The sequence below is a fragment of the Arcobacter siniprincipis (SeqCode) genome, assembly GCF_048571125.1.
Classification (GTDB): Bacteria; Campylobacterota; Campylobacteria; order Campylobacterales; family Arcobacteraceae; genus Arcobacter; species Arcobacter siniprincipis.
This window is the reverse complement of record NZ_CP182343.1, coordinates 792,869-812,821: the sequence shown is the minus strand read 5'-3', so window position 1 is coordinate 812,821 and position 19,953 is coordinate 792,869. Positions and strand designations below refer to the sequence as shown.

Genomic DNA, 19,953 nt, shown 5'->3' with positions numbered 1-19,953 from the left:
CCTAAGATTAATTAAAAGATTGTATAAGTTTTTTTAAGTTAAATCATTGATTAGTGACAAGTTCCACAACAAGAAGTTTCTGTTACTTCTTTTACAGCATTAAGTGCTGCATCATAATTTGGTTCATCACTTATATCTTCACAAATTTCTTTATATCTTACAATTCCATTTGCATCGATCACAAATACCGCTCTACATGTAATTCCAGCTAATGGACCATCACCTATTAATACACCATAAGCATTTGCCAAATCTTTGTTTCTAAAATCAGATGCAACTTTTAAGTTTTCAATTCCTTCAGTTGTACAAAATCTTCCCATTGCAAATGGTAAATCCATTGACACAACTATAGCTTCTGCTTCAGTTTTTACAGCTTCTTCATTAAATTTTCTAGTTTCTGCTGCACACACAGGAGTATCTAGTGATGGAACAATGATTATAATTTGTGCTTTATTACCAACTTCAATGTCTTTTAAATCTTGTCCAACAACATTAACAACTGGAGCTTTATCTCCAACATTTACTTCATTACCTAACAAATTTATTGTATTACCTTGTAATTTTGTTGTTGCCATATTAATCCTTCTTTAAATTTTTGATGTAATTATATTTAATTAGGATAAAAATTATCTTAATTAGATTTTCCAAATCCAATTTAATTTTTTATTTCACCTGTATATAACTATCTTCTAATTTAATTTTTTCTTTTGATATCAACTGAGTAAGTGCTGTTTTAAAAGCTTTTTTGCTCATAGCAAACACTTTCATAATATCTTCAGCTTCACTTTTATATGTAAAGTTCATTTTTCCATTATTTTCTTTTAAAACTTCTAAAACTTTTTGGGAATTATCTCCAGACTTTTTTTGACCTATTTTTTGTAAGGATAAATCAAGTTTACCATCATCTCTTATATTTTTTATATAGGCTTTTTTTAAATCACCCACATTGATATTTTCAAAAATCTCTGTGTGAAAAATCATTCCCTCATATAAATTATTTACTATTACTTTATAACCTAATGGTGTTTTTGAATATAAAAGAATCATTACCTCATCATTTTTTTCTAAGCCAATTATATCTTTTGATAAAAATTTAGTGAATTTTTCTGTTGCAATTAATCTTTGTGTTTTTTCATCTTCAATTACTCTTAAAACTTTTCTAGCTCCAACATTGTAAGTTGAAGTTTGTCTATTTATAGGGACAAGTAAATCTTTTGGAAGTCCAATGTCAACAAAAGCTCCAAATCTAGCAGTATCTACAACTTCTAAGCAAGCATATTCATTCTTCATTGCATATGGTTTTAATGTAGTTGCTACTAATCTATCTTCTGAATCTGTATATATAAATACATCTACTAAAGACCCTATTTCCATATCACTTCTTATATACGCATTTGGTAATAGTACAACTTCTTCATCTAAAGCTTCTAAATATATTCCAGGTTCTGTTAATCTATTTACTTTTAGAGTATTTATTACTCCAAGTTCTATTTTTTCATTTAATTTAGTCATTCCGTCTCTTTATTAATTTATATTTATTATACCAAAATTATTTAATTAAAAATCTCTTTTATCGTTAACCATACAAGTCCTATGTATTCATGAATGGCCATAGTAACTTTTTTTAATTCTTTTATACTCAAATAACTATTTGATTTCTGTTTTTTTACAGTAAAGTCAGTGGACATTGCTATTGGATTTAAGCCTTGTTTTTGAAATATCTTTATTGCCCTTGGCATATGATAAGCACTGGTTACTAAAATAAAAGGTTTATCATTTATAAGTTTTTTTATTGAAATAGCCTCTTCAATAGTATCTTTAGGTTTATCTTGCATAATTATTCTATTTTCATTTACTCCTAAGCTTATTAACTCATTTTTTGCATATAAAGCATCAGATATCAATTTTTTACCAGCGTAACCAGATGTTATTATTTTGGCATCTTTTAATTTTAAACTTAATTTTAGTACTTCATAAGCCCTTGATTCAAAATCTCCACCTAATAATAAAATATATTCTACTTTTGAAATATCAATATTTTTTTGATCTTTATATTGATTTTCTAAAGGTGATATTAAAAAATTAGAAAACAAAGAATTTGAAATCAAAAATATAAAAGCTAAACCTAAAAACAGACTCACCTTTGCTTTTTTATAACTATTAAAAAGTAAAAATATAAAGGCTAATAATAATACTAAAAATCCAAAAGTAAAAGGCTCTAAAAAAAATGAAACAAATTTTTTCAAATTAAATAGCAATACTCTCTCCTACTAAAAAAGAAGCATAACCTACAACTTTTGATTTGTCCTTTGTTATTTCATAACTTGTTTTATAATCTAAAAACTTCACTTTGTAATCAGATACTTTAGCTGTTTGTAAAAGTGCTTTAACACCCTCTTTCCCACAAGCTTCACAATCCTTAGTCAATTTTTCTATATCTTGATTTTTAATAGCATCTATACAAATTCCATCTAAAATATTTGCTTCATCCAAAATATAATAATGACTTAAATCCGTACTTATTACTAAAAAGTTATCTTTATCTTTTAAAAGTTCTAATACTAATAAAGACAATTCTTTAGCATCAATTTTGCCATATACTATTTCTAAAACTTTTACATCAAAATAGTTTTTTACAAAAGGTATTTGAGTCTCAGTTGAGTGCTCCATATGAGCATCTTCATCAAAATGCAAAAAATCATATTTATCAATTAACTTTGAGCCAAACTCCTTATCAATAAGCAAATCACCTAAAGGTGTTTCATAGGAGTCAAACTGCGAGATAGAGGCACCTTGCAAAAAATACCGATGGGAAGGACCAATAACTATTACTCTTTTTGACTTTATATCTTTTGATAAATTATATGCTACATTTGCAACACTTCCAGAATAAACATATCCTGCATGGGGCACAATAATAGCTCTTGGATTAATATCTAATTTGATTTTTTCTTCATTTGCAGTAAAAACTTCAAAATATTTTAAAAGCTCTTTTTTATCATCAGGATAAAATGTGCCAGAAAAATTCATTTTGTTTTTTATCATTTTACCTTTTCTACTTGATATGTAAAGATTTCAGGGAAGTGAGTAAGTGAACCAATATCTAAGCCAGCTTTTAAACTAAGATTTTCAAAAAACTCATCAAAAGTAGGTAATTCTTCCCATACTTGAGGTAAAAAAGTTGCTTGATTTTGTTCTTGTTTTAAAATTACACCATCGATATTTGGTCTAATTTTTTCTTTTAGTTCTTCAATTGAATCATAAATTACAATTTTAGGAATAGTTAATAAAGATACTTCTATTTCTACCTTATCAAACTCTTTTTTTGACAAAGGTTGAAATCTAAAGTCTCTAAAAGCTGCATTTTGGGCATTTACTATTATATCATCTATTAGTTTTCGAGTAGGAAATAAAGAACCAATACATCCCCTCAGTCTTTCATCATAATAAAGTGTCACAAAACAAGCTCTTTGTTCATTCAAAAAATCAAAACTTGCTTCTAAATCAACCCTATCAATCTTTGACTTATCAAAAAGTTCTTCTTCAATCGCATCTTTTGCTATTTCTAAAATTATGGAATTAGACATTATTACCCCTTATCTTATCAACTCTTCTATTACATTAATAAATTCATCACTATCATTTACACAACTAACTACTTTGTACTTGTTTATTCCTAACTCTTTTGCTATCTCTTCATACTCAATATGAAGTTCAAACATAGTTTCAGAATTATCCACAATAAAAGCAATTGGATAAATAAGTACATTTTTATCTTTTAGTTCTTTTAATCTATCTTCTAAAGATGGAGTTAACCATTTCAGTGGTCCAACTTTAGATTGATATGCTAAAGAAATTGATTCAAATTCTATTTCTTTATTTTTAAATATTTCAGATAAAATTTTTACATGCTCATTTACTTGTTTTTCATATGGATCCCCAGCGTCTACTATTTTTTGAGGCAATCCATGTGCTGAAAAAATTAAATTGTATAATTTAGTATCTTCAACACTACTTATTATGTCTTCAGTAACTTTATCATTAAATTTTTCATTTTTATAAAAAGGTTCTATTACTTTTATTTTAAAATCACTCTTTGCAATATCCATAAAGTCTTCCACAGAAGATTTTGTAGTTGTAGTTGAGTATTGAGGATATAAAGGTAGAAGTACAACTTCTTCTATGTTTTTTTGCTTTAGTTGATGTATACATTTAGCCGCAAAAGGAGGAGTATATCTCATCACTTGAAATACTTCAAAATCTTCAAAGGTTCTATTTAATTTAGAAACTAACTCTTCAGTTAATTTATTGATTGGAGAAGAACCACCAATAGCTTCATAATTTTTCCAAGCAGAGTTTTTTCTACTTAAAACTATCATACTGGCTATAAAAGATCTTAGAATATCACTTTTTACAGTAATAATATTTTTATCATTAAACATATTTCGTAAAAACATCTCTAATTCGTCTTTATCTCTTGGTCCACCCATATTTAAAAGAACTAAAGCTTTTTTATTTTCATTCATAAATATCCAATTTTATTATTTCATCACTACACCAAGATGCTAAATGCATATCATGAGTTATTAGAAGTATTCCATAATTAGGCAAAAATTTCAATACTAACTTCATAACATCAAGGGCAATTATATTATCTAAAGCAGAAGTTGCTTCATCAACTAACAAAAGTTCTGGTTTCATCAAAAGAGCACGAAGTATTGAACATCTTTGAAGTTGTCCACCACTCAATTTATGTGGTTTATTTAATATCAAGTCATAATCTAAACTTAATTCTTCTAATAAAGAATTTAATTCTTCTTTATTTATATTAGGAACTACATCATTTATTTGATCAAGTATTGAATATGTAGGATGAAATGAACTGTAAGGGTCTTGATAAATTGAAGCTATTTTTGATGAGATTATATGCCCTTTTAAAGGCTTTAGTGATTTTGTAATTAGTTCAAAAAGGGTACTTTTACCACTTCCACTAGCACCAACTATTGATTTAACTTCTGATTTTTTTAAATTTAAGGAAAAATTATTATAAATTAATTTGTCTTTTTTATAGCCAAAATTTAACTCTTTTATTTGAAGAACAAACTCATTATTATCCATTTTATGCCTAATATTAATAATTTATTAACTATATTATAAATAGACTTTACATAAAGTTATTTAGCAAATAATATAAGCTAATAAAAAGAAATTATAGGTAAAATTAAGCTTCAAATTTCAAGGAGAACAAATGAAAAAAATAGTTTTAGGAACAGTGATTGCGACAGCATCACTTTTTGCAGCTGCAAATACAGCTGCATGTGCTGGATGCCATGGTGCAAACTTTGAAAAACCTGCATTGGGAAAATCTCAAATTATTAAAGGTTGGCCTGCTGCAAAAGTAGAAGAAGCTTTAAAAGGTTATAAAGCTGGGACTTATGGTGGTGCTATGAAAGGTGTTATGAAAGGTCAAGTTGCAAGACTTTCTGATGCTGACATAAAAGAAATCGCTGAAAAAATTTCTAAATTATAATCATTTTTAAACTTTGTTAAAGTAAGTCAATTTTTTGACTTACTTTTTTTTTGATCTTCTTTATCTTGTTCTTTTTTATTTTTTCTATTAATTGCCTCATTTAAATCTTCTTGCGAATCAAAAAGCAATCCATCCATCATTTTATTACTATCATCAAATTGTCCTGTTTTTGCACCCCAAATAAACATGCCTAAAATTGCGAATGAAACAACTAATCCAACAACTAACATCAACAAAAGTGTACTTCCTATCATCTATTTTCCTTTTATTCTAAGTGAGTTTGCAACAACTATTAATGAACTTAAACTCATTGATAATGCAGCAACAAGTGGCATTACAAATCCTGCCATGGCTAAAGGAATCGTAACTAAATTATATATCAAAGATATTGCTAAATTTTGTTTTATAAATTTATATGTTTTTCTAGAGATAATAAAAGCTTGATTTAGACTTTCCAAAGAGTTATTCAATAAAACAATATCTGATACAGCAATAGAAATATCAGCACCATTTCCCATGGCAATCGAAACATTTGCACTACTTAGTGCTACTGAATCATTAACTCCATCTCCTGCCATTACAACTATATGACCTTCTTCTTTTAACTTATTAATATATTTTGCTTTTTGTATTGGATTTATATTTGCAACAACAGTTTTAATTCCAACTTCTTTCGCAACATAATTTGCTACATTTTGATTATCACCAGTTAACATTATAACATCAATATTATTTTTTAAAGAGTTACTTACAAATTCTTTTGCAAAATCTTTTATCTCATCTTTTAATTCAAAAGTAGCAATTACTTTTTTATTTATAGCAAAAATATATACAGAGTTTTGTGAATCAAACTTATATTTTATTCCAAACTCTTCCATAAGTTTTTGATTTCCACCAAGAATTTCAAACTCTTTGTCTTCCAAATTTTTATAAATTGCTTTCAAACCTTTTGCTTGTAATGTTTTCACATTATTTAAGTTTTTCAAACTCAAATTTTTATAATGGTTTTTTAAATAATCTTTTATTGAAATACTAATAGGATGAGTAGAACTGTCTAATAAAGAATATAATAAATCCAATTTGTGAATATTATCATCTAAAATTTGTGCTTTTACAATAGACAATTTCCCATTGGTAATTGTTCCTGTTTTATCAACGACTAACTTAGTAGTTCGGGCTAATTCTTCAATAAATTTTGCTTCCTTAAAAAGTAAACCTTTTTTTGCTAACTCTGATATTCCAATTAAACTTGCAATTGGAGTAGCAAGGGCTAAAGCACAAGGACAAGCTATTACAATAACTGAAATTGCTACAATAAATGATTTTTCAAAATGATTAACGCCATCATAATTAAAGCCTAAATCAATACCAAAATAGTACCAAACAAAAAAAGTAAGAATTGACAAAGTTAAAATCATTAAAGAAAAGCCTTTTGATATCTCATTTGCTTTATGTTCTATTTTCGGTTTTGAAGCAAGTGAATCCTCTAATAAGGTAACAATAGAGTTTAAAGTCGAATCTTTAAAAGTTTTTGTTACTCTATATTGCACGAGAGAATCTTGATTTAATGTTCCTGAATAAATTACATCATTAACTTTTTTATAAATAGGTAATGATTCACCAGAAATTGAGGACTCATCAAAAGAGCTCTCACCTTTAGTAATTATTCCATCAACACTTGCTTTATCCCCTGTTTTTAATTCTACTATATCACCTATTTGTATATCTTCTACAGATACTTCTACTTTTTTACCCTCTTTTATAAGTGTCGTTTCTAAAGGTATTTGACTTTTAATCGTATCAAGGGTATCAACTGCAGATTTTTTTCCAAGTACTTCAAGATATTTACCAACTAATACAAAAGTAATAATCATACTTACAGAGTCAAAATAGCTCTCACCTTTTAGTCCAAAAAGTATAAAAACAGAGTAAATATAACTAAATGTGGCACCTGCACTTACTAAAAAGTCCATATTTAATATACGGTTTTTTAAGCCATAATATGCACCTCTGTAAAAAATCCATCCACTATAAAAAATTACAGGTGTAGCTAATATAAATTCACCTAAATGAATTAAATGTTTAACTTCAGGAGTAATTCCTGTAAAAAATCCGGTATATTTTGCAACGGAAAGCATCATTATATTCATTGTTGCAAAAACTGCTACCATCATTCTAATAAAATAGTCTCTTTTTGCTAAAGATGCCTTTTCATCAGCTATTTTAGAATTATAAGCAAAAGCGTTATATCCTATGCTTCTTATTTTTTCTATTATTTGGGATAAAGCTATTTTTTTACTATTCCAAACTATTTTTGCTTTATTATTTGTAAAATTAATGCTTGCATCAATTATTCCATCTGTATTATAAAGAACTTTTTCATTAAGCCAAATACAAGCGGCACAATGAATTCCTTCAATAATTAAATCAACTTTTTTATATCCATCTTCATCAAGAGTTACATAGATTTTTTCAAAACTTTGAGTATCAAATTTATTTAAATCACTATTTGCTTCAAGGGGTGGTTCAATAGTTTTGTTACCTAATTTATCATAAAATGAATCAAGATTTTGATCTTGTAAGAGGTGGTAAACTCCTTGGCAACCTTTACAACAAAAGTTTAACTCTTCTTCTTTTATCATCACATTATCATTAAATTCTAAATGACAATGATTACACTTAACTTTTGACACTAATATTCCTAAAATTCAATTTTATTTACTTATTTAATTTATTTATGCTACTATTTAGATATAATGCAATTCATATTATATCTTATTAGTTTTGGAGTTTAGGTTAATGATTAATAATATTTCAATTTTAAAAAATATTACAATTTTGTACGCAGAAGATGAAAAATCTCTTAGGGACATAACTCTAAATATACTAAAAGGGTTTACAAATAAGCAATTTGTTGCAGAAAATGGCCTTGAAGGCTTAGAACTATTTAAAAAACATGAAGAAGAAATCGATTTAATTATTACAGATGTAAATATGCCACAAATGAATGGCCTAGATATGATTAAAGAGATTAAAAAGATAAATCCAAATATTTCTATTATTGTAGCAACTGCTTTTTCAAATACTGAATATCTATTAGAAGCTATTGATATTGGAGTTGATAAATATATATTAAAACCAATTGATATGAAGAAACTTTTGCAAGTGATGAGCCAATCACTACTTTACCATGAATTAAAAGATTTGTATGTTGATAAACTAACAAGACTACCAAACAGAAATAAATTAAAAAAAGACTTAGACTTAACAGCACAAGATTTAATGGCACTTATTAATATCGATAAATTTTCAACTATCAATGACCTTTTTGGTGAAGATAATGGAAATAAATTATTAATTCAATTCTCAATGATAATAAAACAATTTTTCTCTTCTGATGATTATAGAGTATATAGAATAGAGTCTGATAAATTTGCAGTTGTTGCAAAAGATTATGCAATGGATATAAAAGAGTTTGAATCTCTTTGTGAAAAATTTGCAAATCATATTGAAGAAAATGCAATTTTTATTGATGAAAATGAGATTGATTTAAATGTTACTATAGGAATTGCTTGTGCTGACAATAAATTAGCTTACAAATATACAGAGAGAGTTATAAACTATGCAAGAAAAAGATTTGAACAAATCTTAGTTTATGATAATTCTTTTAATATTCAAGAATCTTTTGAAGATAATATCAAATGGGTAAAAGAAGTTAAGAAAGGTTTAAAAGAGGGTTTATTTGTAGCCTTTTATCAACCAATTGTAAATACACAAACCCAAGAAATTTATAAATATGAAGCTCTAATTAGGTACATAAATGAACAAGGCGAAGTAATTGCACCTATTAAATTTTTAGATATAGCAAAAAAAGCAAAACTATATTCTTATATTATAGAAATAATGCTTCTTGAAGCAATTTCTTTAATAAAAGAACAGAAAAAAAGAGTTGCAGTTAATATCTCATTTGATGATATTACAAATACAAAAACAACTAAAAAGATCTATGATACACTTGAAGAGAATAAAGAACATGTTCATCTTTTAGAGTTTGAGATACTAGAATCAGAAGAGATAAATAACTTTGCGACAGTTACTACATTTATTGATAAAGTTAAATCTTTAGGTTGTAGTGTAGGAGTTGATGATTTTGGGGCTGGTTATTCTAACTTTAACATGCTTACAAATTTAAATATTGACTTTGTAAAAATTGATGGTTCATTAATAAAAAATATTGATACATCTAAAAATCAACAAATAATTGTTGAAACAATTGCTGATTTCTCTAAGAAATTTGGATTTAAAACTGTTGCAGAATTTGTATCATCAGAAGAAATTTATGAAAAGATTAAAGAATTAGATATTGATTATTGTCAAGGGTATTATTTTGGAAGACCTGAAAGTAAAGATAAAATTTAATCTATCCAACTCTCAGGTAATTTTGAATCAAAAAGTTTACTTTTGATTCTAGTTACATTTGCAATACTTACAAGCTCTTTACTAGCCTTTTGTAAGTCATCATTAACTATAAAATAATCATACTCTTGGAAATACTTTATCTCCTCTTTTGCATTTATAATTCTATTTTCAATAATTTCTTTACTATCAGTTGCTCTATTATTTAACCTATTTTCTAATTCACTCAAATTTGGTGTTGTTATAAAAACAGAAGTAATTATGTTATCTAATTTTTCCCTAGCAATTTCATGACCTTGAACATCAATATCAAAGATTGCCAACTTTCCTTCATTTACAGCTTTCATTACAGGCTTTAAAGATGTTCCATAATAGTTTCCATGAACTTCTGCCCATTCTAAGAAATAACCAGCTTCTATATCTTTTAAAAACTCTTCTTTACTAATAAAGAAATAATCAACTCCATCTTTTTCTCCAACTCTTGGAGCTCTTGTAGTTGAAGAAATAGAGAAATAATAATCATCGATATCTTTATATACTTCTTTTAATAAAGTTGATTTTCCACAACCACTTGGCCCTGATATGATTAATATCGCACCTTTTTTTTCATTTACCAACTTTTACCCTTACTTACTTATTGATAATTTTAAATCAACAATCTCACCTTGAGATAGTCTATCTATTATTGATTGATTGCATTTAGTCAATAATGGTCTTAATTCATCTATATTATATTTACTTAAAATCAATTCATATGGTTCTTTATGATCTAAATCGAACTCATATTCTTTTACTTCACCTAAGGCATCATCAATAATTTGAGAAAGATCTTTCCAATCAGTTTCACTCATTTCTGACTCATCTGCAAACTCTTTTTCAAATCTCTTTTGTAAATCATCATCATTTAAAATACTATTAATTTTTCCAAGTTCACCAACATCTAAAATACCACCTGATTTAAGTGCTGCAATTGATATAATACTCTCATCACTCTCATCTTCAATATCATATGCTATATCATCTGCTAAAGTTTCTATGTACTCAGAAACATCATCAGCTTCATCATGGGAATACTTATTTTTATTTTCTCTTTGTACTTTTGCTTCTTCATTAATTATTGCAATTTGTTCATTTAAAATTGAAAATAATTCATGGGGTAAAAAAGGTCTTGAAATTAAAAAATCCCTTGACTTATCAAAGGGTAATTCTTCATTTGAAATTGCACCAATTTTGGAAGTAAATTGCTTAATGGCATTAAATTTATCGTCTATTAAATCTTGATCAACAATTACAAAATCATAATTCTTACTAACATTTGAACTCTCTTGAACAAAAAGTCTAATATCAAGTTTTGTACATATCAAATCAAAAATTTTGACAATCATATTTGTTTTTGTTATCAACAATAAAGTCACTTAATCTCCTGTAGTTCCAAATCAACTAGTTTATAAACCTTGTCACACTTAAAAGCAATATCTTCTTCATGTGTTACAAGAACTAATCCAGCATTATTAGACTTTATATATTCAAATAAAGTATTCATTACATCATGTGCAGTATCTTTATCTAAATTTCCTGTTGGTTCATCAGCAAAAATTATTTTTGGTTTTTTTGTTAAAACCCTAGCAATAGATAATCTTTGCTGTTGACCACCACTTAATTCACCAATACCTTGATGCAATACATGCTTTATATCTAAACTCTTTAAAAGATTCTCATCAACTTCTTTTTTACTTAAAAATTGTGCAATTTGTAAGTTTTCATTTGCTGTAAAACCTCTAAAAAGATAATGTGCTTGAAATATTATACCAAAATCTTCTCTTCTTATGTTTAAAAGCTTTTTATTCTTTATTGTATAAATATTTTGATTTTGGAAAATTACTTCACCTTGAAATGGCTTTAAAAGTGATGATATAATATTAAGTAGAGTTGATTTTCCACTTCCACTTTTTCCAATAATAGCAATTGATTCTTTTTCATTTAATGAGAGATTTATATTATTAAAAAGTTCATAATCAAATTTATGAGAGATGTTTTTTGCTTGTAGTATAGGCTGGTCGTTCATTTTTCTCCAGTCTTAGATAAAAAGAGGTAAAAAACCTCTTTTTAGTAATTTCTTAATAATTTTTATTAAGCCATTTGAGCAGCAACTTCAGCTGCGAAATCTTCTTCTTTTTTCTCGATACCTTCACCAAGTTCAAATCTTACATATTCAACGATTTCAATTGACTCATCACAAGCTTTAATAGCTTGCTCAACTGTCATTGAATCATCCATAACATAAGTTTGAGATAATAAAGCATAAGTTTTATCTAATTGAGTATTATCTTCAATCCATCTAGCAATTTTACCTTTAACGATGTTTCCAATAATTTTCTCAGGTTTACCCTCTGCAATTAATTCTTCTTTCATTTTAGCTTCAGCAGCTGCAATAGCTTCAGTAGTTAATTGAACTTGAGAAACAAATTCAGGAATATTTTTAAGAGGTTTACCAAGTCTTACTAATTCTTCATTTAATTTTTCGATATCAGCAATTATTGCTTTGTTTTCAGACTCAATAAAATCAGCATCTAAATCTTTATAAGAGATAACTGTTGGTTTCATAGAAGCTGCATGCATAGCAACTTTTTTTAATATATCTTTAGTTTTATCTTTTGCACTATCAGCACAAGTAGCAGCTAAAATAACTCCAACTTTACCTAAGTGAACATAACCATTAACAACGCCATTATCAGAAGATATTGTTGTCATTTTTCTAGTTACGATATTTTCACCAATTGTTGCAATTTTACTATTTAAATACTCTTCAAAGTTTACACCATTGATAGTAGTTTTTAATAGTTCTTCTTTCTCAGAACAACCCTCAGCTTGTACATGAGCAGTAACTTCGTTTGTTAAAGCAATGAATTGATCATTTTTAGCAACGAAGTCAGTTTGAGAATTGATTTCAACCATAGTAGCTTTTGTAGAATCATCATTTACTAAAATAGTAATTAATCCCTCAGCTGCAACATTTCCAGCTTTTTTAGCAGCTTTTGCTAAACCAGATTCTCTTAAGTATTTCATTGCTTCATCTAAGTTACCATCACACTCATTTAAAGCAGTTTTACAATCAAGCATACCTGCACCAGATTTTTCTCTTAATTCTTTTATTAATTTAGGAGTTGCGCCAGCCATCTTATACTTCCTCTGTTTCTACTACTTCTGATTCACCTTCAGCAACTGCTTCTGCAACTACTTCAGCAACTTCTTCACTTGATGCAGGTACAGTTTCTTCAACAACTTCACCATTTGCTTCAGCGTATGCAGCTTTACCTTCATTCATAGCAGCAGCCATTTCACTACAAAATAATTGAATTGATCTAATCGCATCATCATTTCCTGGAATTGGCCAATCAACTACATCTGGGTCACAATTTGTATCTAAAGGAGCAACAACTGTAATTCCTAATCTTCTAGCTTCTGCAATAGCAATTTTTTCTTTAACTGCATCAAGTACAAACATCATATCAGGTAGTTTTGTCATATCTTTGATACCACCAAGATATAATTCTAATTTTTCTTCTTTTCTTGAAAGCATTAAAGCTTCTTTTTTAGTTAAAAGATCTAGTTGACCTTCTTCTCTCATTTTTTTAATAATTTCTAATTTTCTAATTGATTTTTTAATTGTTCCGTAGTTTGTTAACATCCCACCTAACCATCTATGGTTAACGTAAGGCATACCACAAGAGATAGCAGCATCTTTAACCGCTTGACTAGCTTGTTTTTTAGTACCAACAAACATCATTGTTTGACCTTCAGCAGCAGCATCTCTAATAAGAGTATATGTATATCTGAAGTATCTTAAAGTTTTTTGTAAATCTATAATATAGATATTTTTTCTTACACCAAAAATATATTTTTTCATTTTTGGATTCCATCTTCTCGTTTGGTGTCCGAAGTGTACACCACATTCTAATAGGTCTTTCATTGTAACCATGTTTTTTCCTTGTTTTATGTTTATTTGGGTTTAGCCTCTGTGCCCCTTAATGTCAAATTAAAACTAATTTGTCACAACCCAGACCAGGATTGACACATGTGAGGTTTCTATAAAAATAGAACCGTGATTTTATCTAAGTTAACTTTAATCTTTCTTGAAGTGTATATTTTTTATCAAAAATTATAATAATACTTTTTACAAATATATTAAAAAAAATGAAACTTTCAATTATAGTTAGGGGAGAACTTTTATATTTAAAAGTTCTCCCACTCATCATTATTTGAATCTACTGTAGTTTTTGCCTTTACTTCTACTTGCTCTTTTTTCTTTTCAGGTTTAACAGTATTTACTTTTTCAAGTTTTGTTGCTTGAACAGTTTCTTTACCTATAAACTCTTTCTCATCAGCACTTTTCAAAATTGTTTCTGCAATTTGTTGAGTTTGAATTGCTATATCATTTGTTTGATTTGCTACCGAAGCATTTTGTTGAGTTTGTTTATCTAAAGAGTTAATTGCATCATTAATTTGTACAATTCCTGTTTCTTGCTCTTTACTTGCATTTGTTACATTTGTGATTAATTCAATTGTTTCAGTAATTTTACTAGTTAAATTACTATATCCTCCTATCATATCAGAAGCAATTGTTTTACCTTCATTTGCTTTTATTGTGGCATTTTCTACTAAATCTTTTATCTCTTTAGCAGCTTCAGCTGAACGTGATGCAAGATTTCTTACCTCTTGTGCAACAACTGCAAATCCTTTGCCTGCTTCTCCTGCAGTAGCTGCTTCAACAGCAGCATTTAATGAAAGAATATTTGTTTGGAAAGCTATTTGATCAATCACTGTGATTGATTCATTAATAGCTTGAACTTGTCTATTTATATCTTCCATAGCTGTAGTTGTTTTTGTTGCTAAGTTCTCACCCTCTTGTGCAGAGGTATTTAAATTATTTGCAAGGGTAAACATTTTGTTTATGTTTTCATTACTTGATTTGATAATAGATGTTATCTCTTCCACTGCAGCTGCAGTTTCTTCAAGTGAAGCTGCAGCTTGATTTGATGAATCATTTAGTGTTTTTACAGTTGAAGATAATATCATAGCACTATTTTGAATAACAAGTCCATTTTGTTTATCTTCTATTAGAATTTTAGTAATACCATCTGCTAATTTATTTAGATTTTCAGCAGTTTCACCTTTTGAATCAACCTTTGTAGTGAAATTATAATTTGTGAAGTTTTCCAATACAATTGAGATTTTATTAATATCATCTGCAATTTTATTTTCTAAATTATCCATCATATTATTTATGATCTCTTTTAGTGACTTGATATTCTCATCTGTAGTATCTGAGTGAACTCTTTTTGTTAGTTTCCCTTCATTAACACTATTTGCTACTTCAATAGTTTCATCTATAATACTTTTATTTAGTAAAGTCTCTTTTTGTAACTTTTCAAACGAAGCTGTTGCTTCTAGTTGAAGTGTTTTAGCTTCAATAAACTGTTTTATTACTGAATAAACAATATAAATAAGAACTATTTCTTCAAAAACAAATACAATAATATGTATAAAAGTAAATAACCAACTACAGTTAGTACTCATCAGTATAATTTCGTTCCCCATAATAGAAGCACCATTTAATTGTAAATATGTGAATACTAAGTGGTGTATACCGGTTACTACAGTCATTGCTAAAATTGCTGTAAGATCTTTATACACTACAAGAGCTGCAACAAAAACAAAAAAGAAAAAGTGCATCTCTATCATACCAAGTTGTTGAGCAACCATAATAGCTGGGTAAACAGTAAAGGCTGTACCAAAAATAATACGTGAAAGTACAGTTCCTTTAAACATTGTGAAAGCTATGATAGTAGATGCTAAAGTTATACCTCCACCTATAATACCAAGTTTATAAGCTTCATTAGAATATGAAGTTATTAATGCGACAATGAAAAAACTTACTATTGATACTATAAGCATCATTTTATCTGCATTTTCATACTCTTTAACTAAACTTTCTTGAATCTCCTTAGATAAACTTTTATCTAAAAATGGGAAAAGTACTTTAATCATTGTTACCCCTATTTAATGTATTTAAATCATTTGATATATATTCAATATCAAATGGTCTTGCCGTGTATATAAATTTTTGTTTGTACATATTATTAGCACTTTTTTCTAATAGATATAAAAAACCTGTATGGTCTATATCAACTTTATTCATTGGTGAATATTTTACTTGAAATTTTGTTGTAATGTCAATTAGTTTTTTATTGTCTAAATAGATTCCTTTGAAGTCTTTATTAAAAGCCTTCGCAAATGGATCAACCTCATCCTTAAATATATTAGGTTGTAGATTTATAAAATAAAAACTGAATTGTTTTTTATCTAATTTATTATATATTTGACTTATTTCATTTAATGCTGGAGGACAAATATTATCACAACCCGCATAACCAAAAAATAGGAGTACATACTCTTTAGTTTCATCTTTTAAAAAATCAAAATGGATATTTTGAATCTCTTTATTTACCTTTCCTGCTTTATCATTAGAATAAAGTATTGGTAAAGCTGTTGAAAAAATAGTTGCTATAAGAATAATAATTATAATTAAACCAAAAAATTTCTTTTTCTTTGACATTATTTATTCCCTTAAAACTTCGTATCAATACTTTATTAGTTAAATTATTAAAAGAGTATTAAAATAAAATTGTAATATTCTTCTAATATTATAAAATTTAAAACTTTAAAGCAATATGTTCAAGGGTTTATTATCTAAATTTAAACAGTAAAATTTCAACCTAAACCTACTTATAACTATCCTTTATAAGTATTTATCAAATTTATTTTAAGAGTTTGATTTAAGCTGTTAAAACCTTTCTTTTGATAAAATATCGCAAAATTTTACTTATATTAAAGAAGAGCTAAATGTTATACACAAAAATCACAGAAATTAAAAATGAAATATCTAAAGTTGTTATTGGTCAAGAAGATATGGTTAATTCTATCTTAATAGGACTATTAACAAATGGTCATATTCTTATAGAAGGGGTACCTGGACTTGCAAAAACAACAACAGTAAAAGCTGTCGCAGATGTAATTGATTTAAGATTTAAAAGGGTTCAATTTACTCCTGATTTACTTCCTAGTGATATTATCGGTGCACAAATTTATGATATGAAAAGTGGTGATTTCAAAATAAAAAGAGGTCCAATTTTTACAAATCTTTTGTTAGCAGATGAGATAAATAGAGCACCAGCAAAAGTTCAATCAGCCCTATTAGAAGTTATGCAAGAAAAACAAGTGACAATTGCAGATGAAACATACTCTTTGGAACTTCCATTTTTAGTTCTTGCTACTCAAAATCCAATTGAATCACAAGGAGCTTATGAACTTCCTGAAGCTCAACTTGATAGATTTATGTTTAAGATTTTGATTGATTATAATTCAAAAGAAGAAGAATTTAAAATAGCTAAAAGTGTAACTTTAAACTCATTTGAAACTCCAAATAAAGTAGCTTCTCATGAAGATCTAATTGAGTTAAAAAAAGCAGTTGTAAATGTACATATAGATGAAGAAGTTGAAAAATATATTGTAAATCTTATTTTTGCGACAAGAGAACCTGAAAATTATGGATTACAAGAGATTAAAGATTATATTCAATTTGGAGCAAGTCCAAGAGCAACAATAGATATGTTTAAAGCTGCTAAAGCAAATGCCTTTATAAGAGGTAATGACCATGTAACTCCAATAGATATTGCTTTGATATTTAAAGATATAGTAAGGCATAGAATTGTTTTATCTTATGAAGCACAAGCTATGGATATAACTAGTGATTATATTTTACAAAAAGTAATTGAAAAAGTTGAAATTCCATAAGATATGAATAAAAATTTAAAAAAAATTTTAATTAAAACAAAAAAACAAGTCTTTACAGAAATCTCTGGAAATAATAGTTCTAATCTAAAAGGTGAAGGTTATGATTTCTTAGAATTAAGAGAATATGAAGCTGGTGAAGATATTAAAAATATTGACTGGACTATAAGTGCTAAAATGAATACTCCTTATGTGAAAGTTTTTCATGCACAAAAAGAGCTCAATATAAATATATTGCCAATATTAAGTGGAAGTATGATTTTTGGGACTAAAAAAATAAAACAAGATTTAGTAACTGAAATTTGTTCACTTTTAGCTTATTCAAGTATAAAACAAGGGGATCCATTCTCTTCTTTTGTAGTAAATGAAAAATTTGAAAGTATCACAAAAAGAAGTAAAAAACTTGCAAGTGTAGCAAATATGAGCGATTCCATTTTTAACTATAATCCAATAGGAAAAGAGGTTAATTATAAACTTTTGTGTAATGAATCTTTTAAATTAATAAAAATGAAATCAATTCTGTTTTTAATTGGAGACTTCATTGGAATAGAAGGCTTTGATTTAAAACTATTATCACAAAAGCATGAAATATTTGTAATAATAGTTAGGGATATATTTGAAGAGAAACCACAAGAATTAGGAAATGCAAGTTTAGTTGATACAAGTAATGGATTAAAATTTGAAGGAATCATTGATAAATATTCAATCAATGACTATAAAGCTTATATCAAAAAAAATGACCATGATTTATTTTATCATTTACAAAAGTGTAATGTAAGATTTACAAAAATATATACCCATGAAGAAGCAGCTTCAAAAATAATCACATTGGTGAATAAATAAATGAATGAATTAAAAATAAATGATATAAAAGATTTAGTAAGTATTCCTGATATCTCTTTTTATATTTTAATACTTCTTATTGTTTTAGGCATAGTTATTATTGGCTTTTTAGGGTTTTTAATTTATAGTTTTTTTAAAAACAAAAAAAATCCAAGAAAAAAATATTATGAGATAATTAAAAATATAGATTTAAATGATACTAAAAATGCAGCATATCAGATAACATTCTATACCAGAAAACTAGCAAAGAATGAAAGAGAAATAAAAATATCAGAAGAATTAATATCTTTATTAGAAGAGTATAAATATAAAAAAGATGTGAAAAAGTTTGAAAATAATATTATCCAAAAGTATGAACTTTTTATGGAAACAATAGATGTTTAGTAATTTTTCTTTTGAATATCCTTGGGTTTTAGTTCTTATATTTATTTTTATATTTTGTGATATGTATTGTAAAGCAAAAAACTCTTCTTATTACTTTGTACATCTCAAAATATTTAACCAACTAAGTTATAACACAAATGCCATTATTTATGTGTGCAAATATATAACTATCATCTTAACTCTAGTTGCCCTTGCCTCACCTGTTAAAATTTCAGATAACCAACTTATAAAAAAAGATGGTATAAACATCATTTTGGATTTAGATACAAGTGGTTCTATGAGAGAGCGTGGTTTTAATCCAAATGATATACAACAAAATAGATGGAATGTTGTAAATAATGTAGTTCAAGATTTTATTGAAAAAAGAGTAAATGATAATATTGGATTAGTAGTTTTTGGAAGTTCGGTATTAACAGCCTCTCCTTTAAGCTTTGATAAAAATTCACAAAAAGAGATTATAAAATATATAGATATTGGAATTGTTGGCGAACAAACAGCAATGTTTGACTCCCTTGCAACTTCAATAAATATATTAAAAAACAGTAAAGCAAAATCAAATATTATTATTCTCTTAACAGATGGGGAAGATAACGCAAGTAAAATACCTCCTCAAATCGTACTAAAGCTTGCAATGAAATATAAAATAAAAATATATACAATTGGTATTGGTGAATCAAATAGACAAATTTTAAGTGCAATTGCACAAGAAACTGCAGCAAAATCTTTTCTTGCTAACTCTAAAGATGATTTAGTGGAAGTTTATAATACAATAAACAAATTAGAGAAATCAGATATTGATAAAAATACTTTGATCTTAAAAGATTATCTATTTTTTTACCCACTTTTTATAGGAATAATTTTTTTAATTTTTTATATTTACCTAAAAAATAGAGATTGACTTGATATTTAAATGATTTTTGCTTATAATA

Annotated in this window: 21 protein-coding genes and 1 pseudogene; 6 read left to right on the top strand and 16 right to left on the bottom strand. The window is 27.1% G+C overall.

Going from position 1 to position 19,953, the window contains the following annotated elements; genetic code table 11:
- Window positions 1–50 precede the first annotated feature (50 nt).
- The 7 genes from prx-suh to ACNI3D_RS04105 all read right to left on the bottom strand — a co-directional run bounded on the left by prx-suh (window position 51) and on the right by ACNI3D_RS04105 (window position 5,118).
- Entirely contained in the window at window positions 51–575 is a 525-nt protein-coding gene (prx-suh, locus tag ACNI3D_RS04135) for a thiol peroxidase Prx-SUH (RefSeq protein ID WP_129100104.1), read from the bottom strand.
- Window positions 576–663: 88 nt separating this feature from the next.
- Window positions 664–1,512, bottom strand: a complete 849-nt coding sequence (locus tag ACNI3D_RS04130) for a CvfB family protein (protein ID WP_419768347.1) — start codon at window positions 1,510–1,512, stop codon at window positions 664–666.
- 41 nt (window positions 1,513–1,553) lie between these two features.
- Window positions 1,554–2,258, bottom strand: coding sequence for a YdcF family protein (locus tag ACNI3D_RS04125; RefSeq protein ID WP_419768346.1), 705 nt, complete (start codon window positions 2,256–2,258; stop codon window positions 1,554–1,556).
- On the bottom strand, window positions 2,248–3,045 hold the full coding sequence (gene amrB, locus ACNI3D_RS04120) for an AmmeMemoRadiSam system protein B (RefSeq protein WP_419768345.1): 798 nt from the start codon (window positions 3,043–3,045) through the stop codon (window positions 2,248–2,250). Before amrB ends, ACNI3D_RS04125 begins: the two co-directional genes overlap by 11 nt.
- Window positions 3,042–3,587, bottom strand: a complete 546-nt coding sequence (gene amrA, locus ACNI3D_RS04115; RefSeq protein WP_129100100.1) for an AmmeMemoRadiSam system protein A — start codon at window positions 3,585–3,587, stop codon at window positions 3,042–3,044. The genes amrB and amrA overlap by 4 nt, the downstream gene beginning before the upstream one ends.
- A 9-nt stretch (window positions 3,588–3,596) precedes the next feature.
- The gene (gene hemH, locus ACNI3D_RS04110; protein ID WP_419768344.1) at window positions 3,597–4,526 is read right to left on the bottom strand and encodes a ferrochelatase; all 930 of its coding nucleotides are present in this window, start codon (window positions 4,524–4,526) and stop codon (window positions 3,597–3,599) included.
- A complete protein-coding gene (locus ACNI3D_RS04105) occupies window positions 4,519–5,118 on the bottom strand; it encodes an ATP-binding cassette domain-containing protein (protein WP_129100098.1) in 600 nt (199 codons plus the stop codon). The genes hemH and ACNI3D_RS04105 overlap by 8 nt, the downstream gene beginning before the upstream one ends.
- A 130-nt stretch (window positions 5,119–5,248) precedes the next feature.
- On the opposite strand from ACNI3D_RS04105, the gene ACNI3D_RS04100 reads away from it, so the two are divergent.
- Entirely contained in the window at window positions 5,249–5,530 is a 282-nt protein-coding gene (locus ACNI3D_RS04100; protein WP_129100097.1) for a c-type cytochrome, read from the top strand.
- Between the two features lie 26 nt (window positions 5,531–5,556).
- Here ACNI3D_RS04100 and ccoS read toward each other — a convergent pair whose 3' ends face one another.
- Together ccoS and ACNI3D_RS04090 are read right to left on the bottom strand one after the other, a co-directional pair.
- Window positions 5,557–5,784 carry a cbb3-type cytochrome oxidase assembly protein CcoS gene (ccoS, locus tag ACNI3D_RS04095; RefSeq protein ID WP_129100096.1) on the bottom strand — a complete coding sequence of 76 codons (228 nt, stop codon included), beginning with the start codon at window positions 5,782–5,784 and terminating at the stop codon, window positions 5,557–5,559.
- On the bottom strand, window positions 5,785–8,223 hold the full coding sequence (locus ACNI3D_RS04090; RefSeq protein ID WP_419768343.1) for a heavy metal translocating P-type ATPase: 2,439 nt from the start codon (window positions 8,221–8,223) through the stop codon (window positions 5,785–5,787).
- 106 nt (window positions 8,224–8,329) lie between these two features.
- Between ACNI3D_RS04090 and ACNI3D_RS04085 the strand changes: the two genes are divergently transcribed.
- Entirely contained in the window at window positions 8,330–9,949 is a 1,620-nt protein-coding gene (locus ACNI3D_RS04085; protein WP_419768342.1) for an EAL domain-containing response regulator, read from the top strand.
- Here ACNI3D_RS04085 and gmk read toward each other — a convergent pair.
- The 7 genes and pseudogenes from gmk to ACNI3D_RS04050 form a co-directional block, all read right to left on the bottom strand.
- Entirely contained in the window at window positions 9,946–10,563 is a 618-nt protein-coding gene (gene gmk / locus ACNI3D_RS04080) for a guanylate kinase (RefSeq protein WP_129100093.1), read from the bottom strand. The genes ACNI3D_RS04085 and gmk overlap by 4 nt on opposite strands.
- A 9-nt stretch (window positions 10,564–10,572) precedes the next feature.
- Complete coding sequence (locus ACNI3D_RS04075) at window positions 10,573–11,361, bottom strand: hypothetical protein (RefSeq protein ID WP_419768341.1); 789 nt, start codon at window positions 11,359–11,361, stop codon at window positions 10,573–10,575.
- Window positions 11,358–12,011, bottom strand: a complete 654-nt coding sequence (locus ACNI3D_RS04070) for an ABC transporter ATP-binding protein (RefSeq protein ID WP_419768340.1) — start codon at window positions 12,009–12,011, stop codon at window positions 11,358–11,360. Before ACNI3D_RS04070 ends, ACNI3D_RS04075 begins: the two co-directional genes overlap by 4 nt.
- A gap of 65 nt (window positions 12,012–12,076) precedes the next feature.
- Window positions 12,077–13,123 carry a translation elongation factor Ts gene (tsf, locus tag ACNI3D_RS04065; protein ID WP_419768339.1) on the bottom strand — a complete coding sequence of 349 codons (1,047 nt, stop codon included), beginning with the start codon at window positions 13,121–13,123 and terminating at the stop codon, window positions 12,077–12,079.
- 1 nt (window position 13,124) lies between these two features.
- Window positions 13,125–13,925, bottom strand: coding sequence for a 30S ribosomal protein S2 (rpsB, locus tag ACNI3D_RS04060; protein WP_419768338.1), 801 nt, complete (start codon window positions 13,923–13,925; stop codon window positions 13,125–13,127).
- A 254-nt stretch (window positions 13,926–14,179) separates the two neighbouring features.
- Window positions 14,180–14,962: pseudogene (locus ACNI3D_RS04055) on the bottom strand (methyl-accepting chemotaxis protein); the annotation flags it as partial.
- A gap of 1,024 nt (window positions 14,963–15,986) precedes the next feature.
- A complete protein-coding gene (locus tag ACNI3D_RS04050; RefSeq protein ID WP_419768337.1) occupies window positions 15,987–16,562 on the bottom strand; it encodes an SCO family protein in 576 nt (191 codons plus the stop codon).
- Window positions 16,563–16,849: 287 nt separating this feature from the next.
- On the opposite strand from ACNI3D_RS04050, the gene ACNI3D_RS04045 reads away from it, so the two are divergent.
- Genes ACNI3D_RS04045 through ACNI3D_RS04030 form a run of 4 tightly spaced genes read left to right on the top strand, consistent with a single transcriptional unit; the run spans window position 16,850 to window position 19,922 of the window.
- Window positions 16,850–17,800 (top strand): AAA family ATPase, encoded by a 951-nt coding sequence (locus ACNI3D_RS04045; RefSeq protein ID WP_013134585.1) that lies wholly within the window; start codon window positions 16,850–16,852, stop codon window positions 17,798–17,800.
- Window positions 17,801–17,803: 3 nt separating this feature from the next.
- On the top strand, window positions 17,804–18,640 hold the full coding sequence (locus ACNI3D_RS04040) for a DUF58 domain-containing protein (protein ID WP_419768336.1): 837 nt from the start codon (window positions 17,804–17,806) through the stop codon (window positions 18,638–18,640).
- The gene (locus ACNI3D_RS04035) at window positions 18,641–19,024 is read left to right on the top strand and encodes a hypothetical protein (RefSeq protein ID WP_419768335.1); all 384 of its coding nucleotides are present in this window, start codon (window positions 18,641–18,643) and stop codon (window positions 19,022–19,024) included.
- Window positions 19,017–19,922 (top strand): VWA domain-containing protein, encoded by a 906-nt coding sequence (locus ACNI3D_RS04030; protein ID WP_419768334.1) that lies wholly within the window; start codon window positions 19,017–19,019, stop codon window positions 19,920–19,922. Before ACNI3D_RS04035 ends, ACNI3D_RS04030 begins: the two co-directional genes overlap by 8 nt.
- Window positions 19,923–19,953 lie beyond the last annotated feature (31 nt).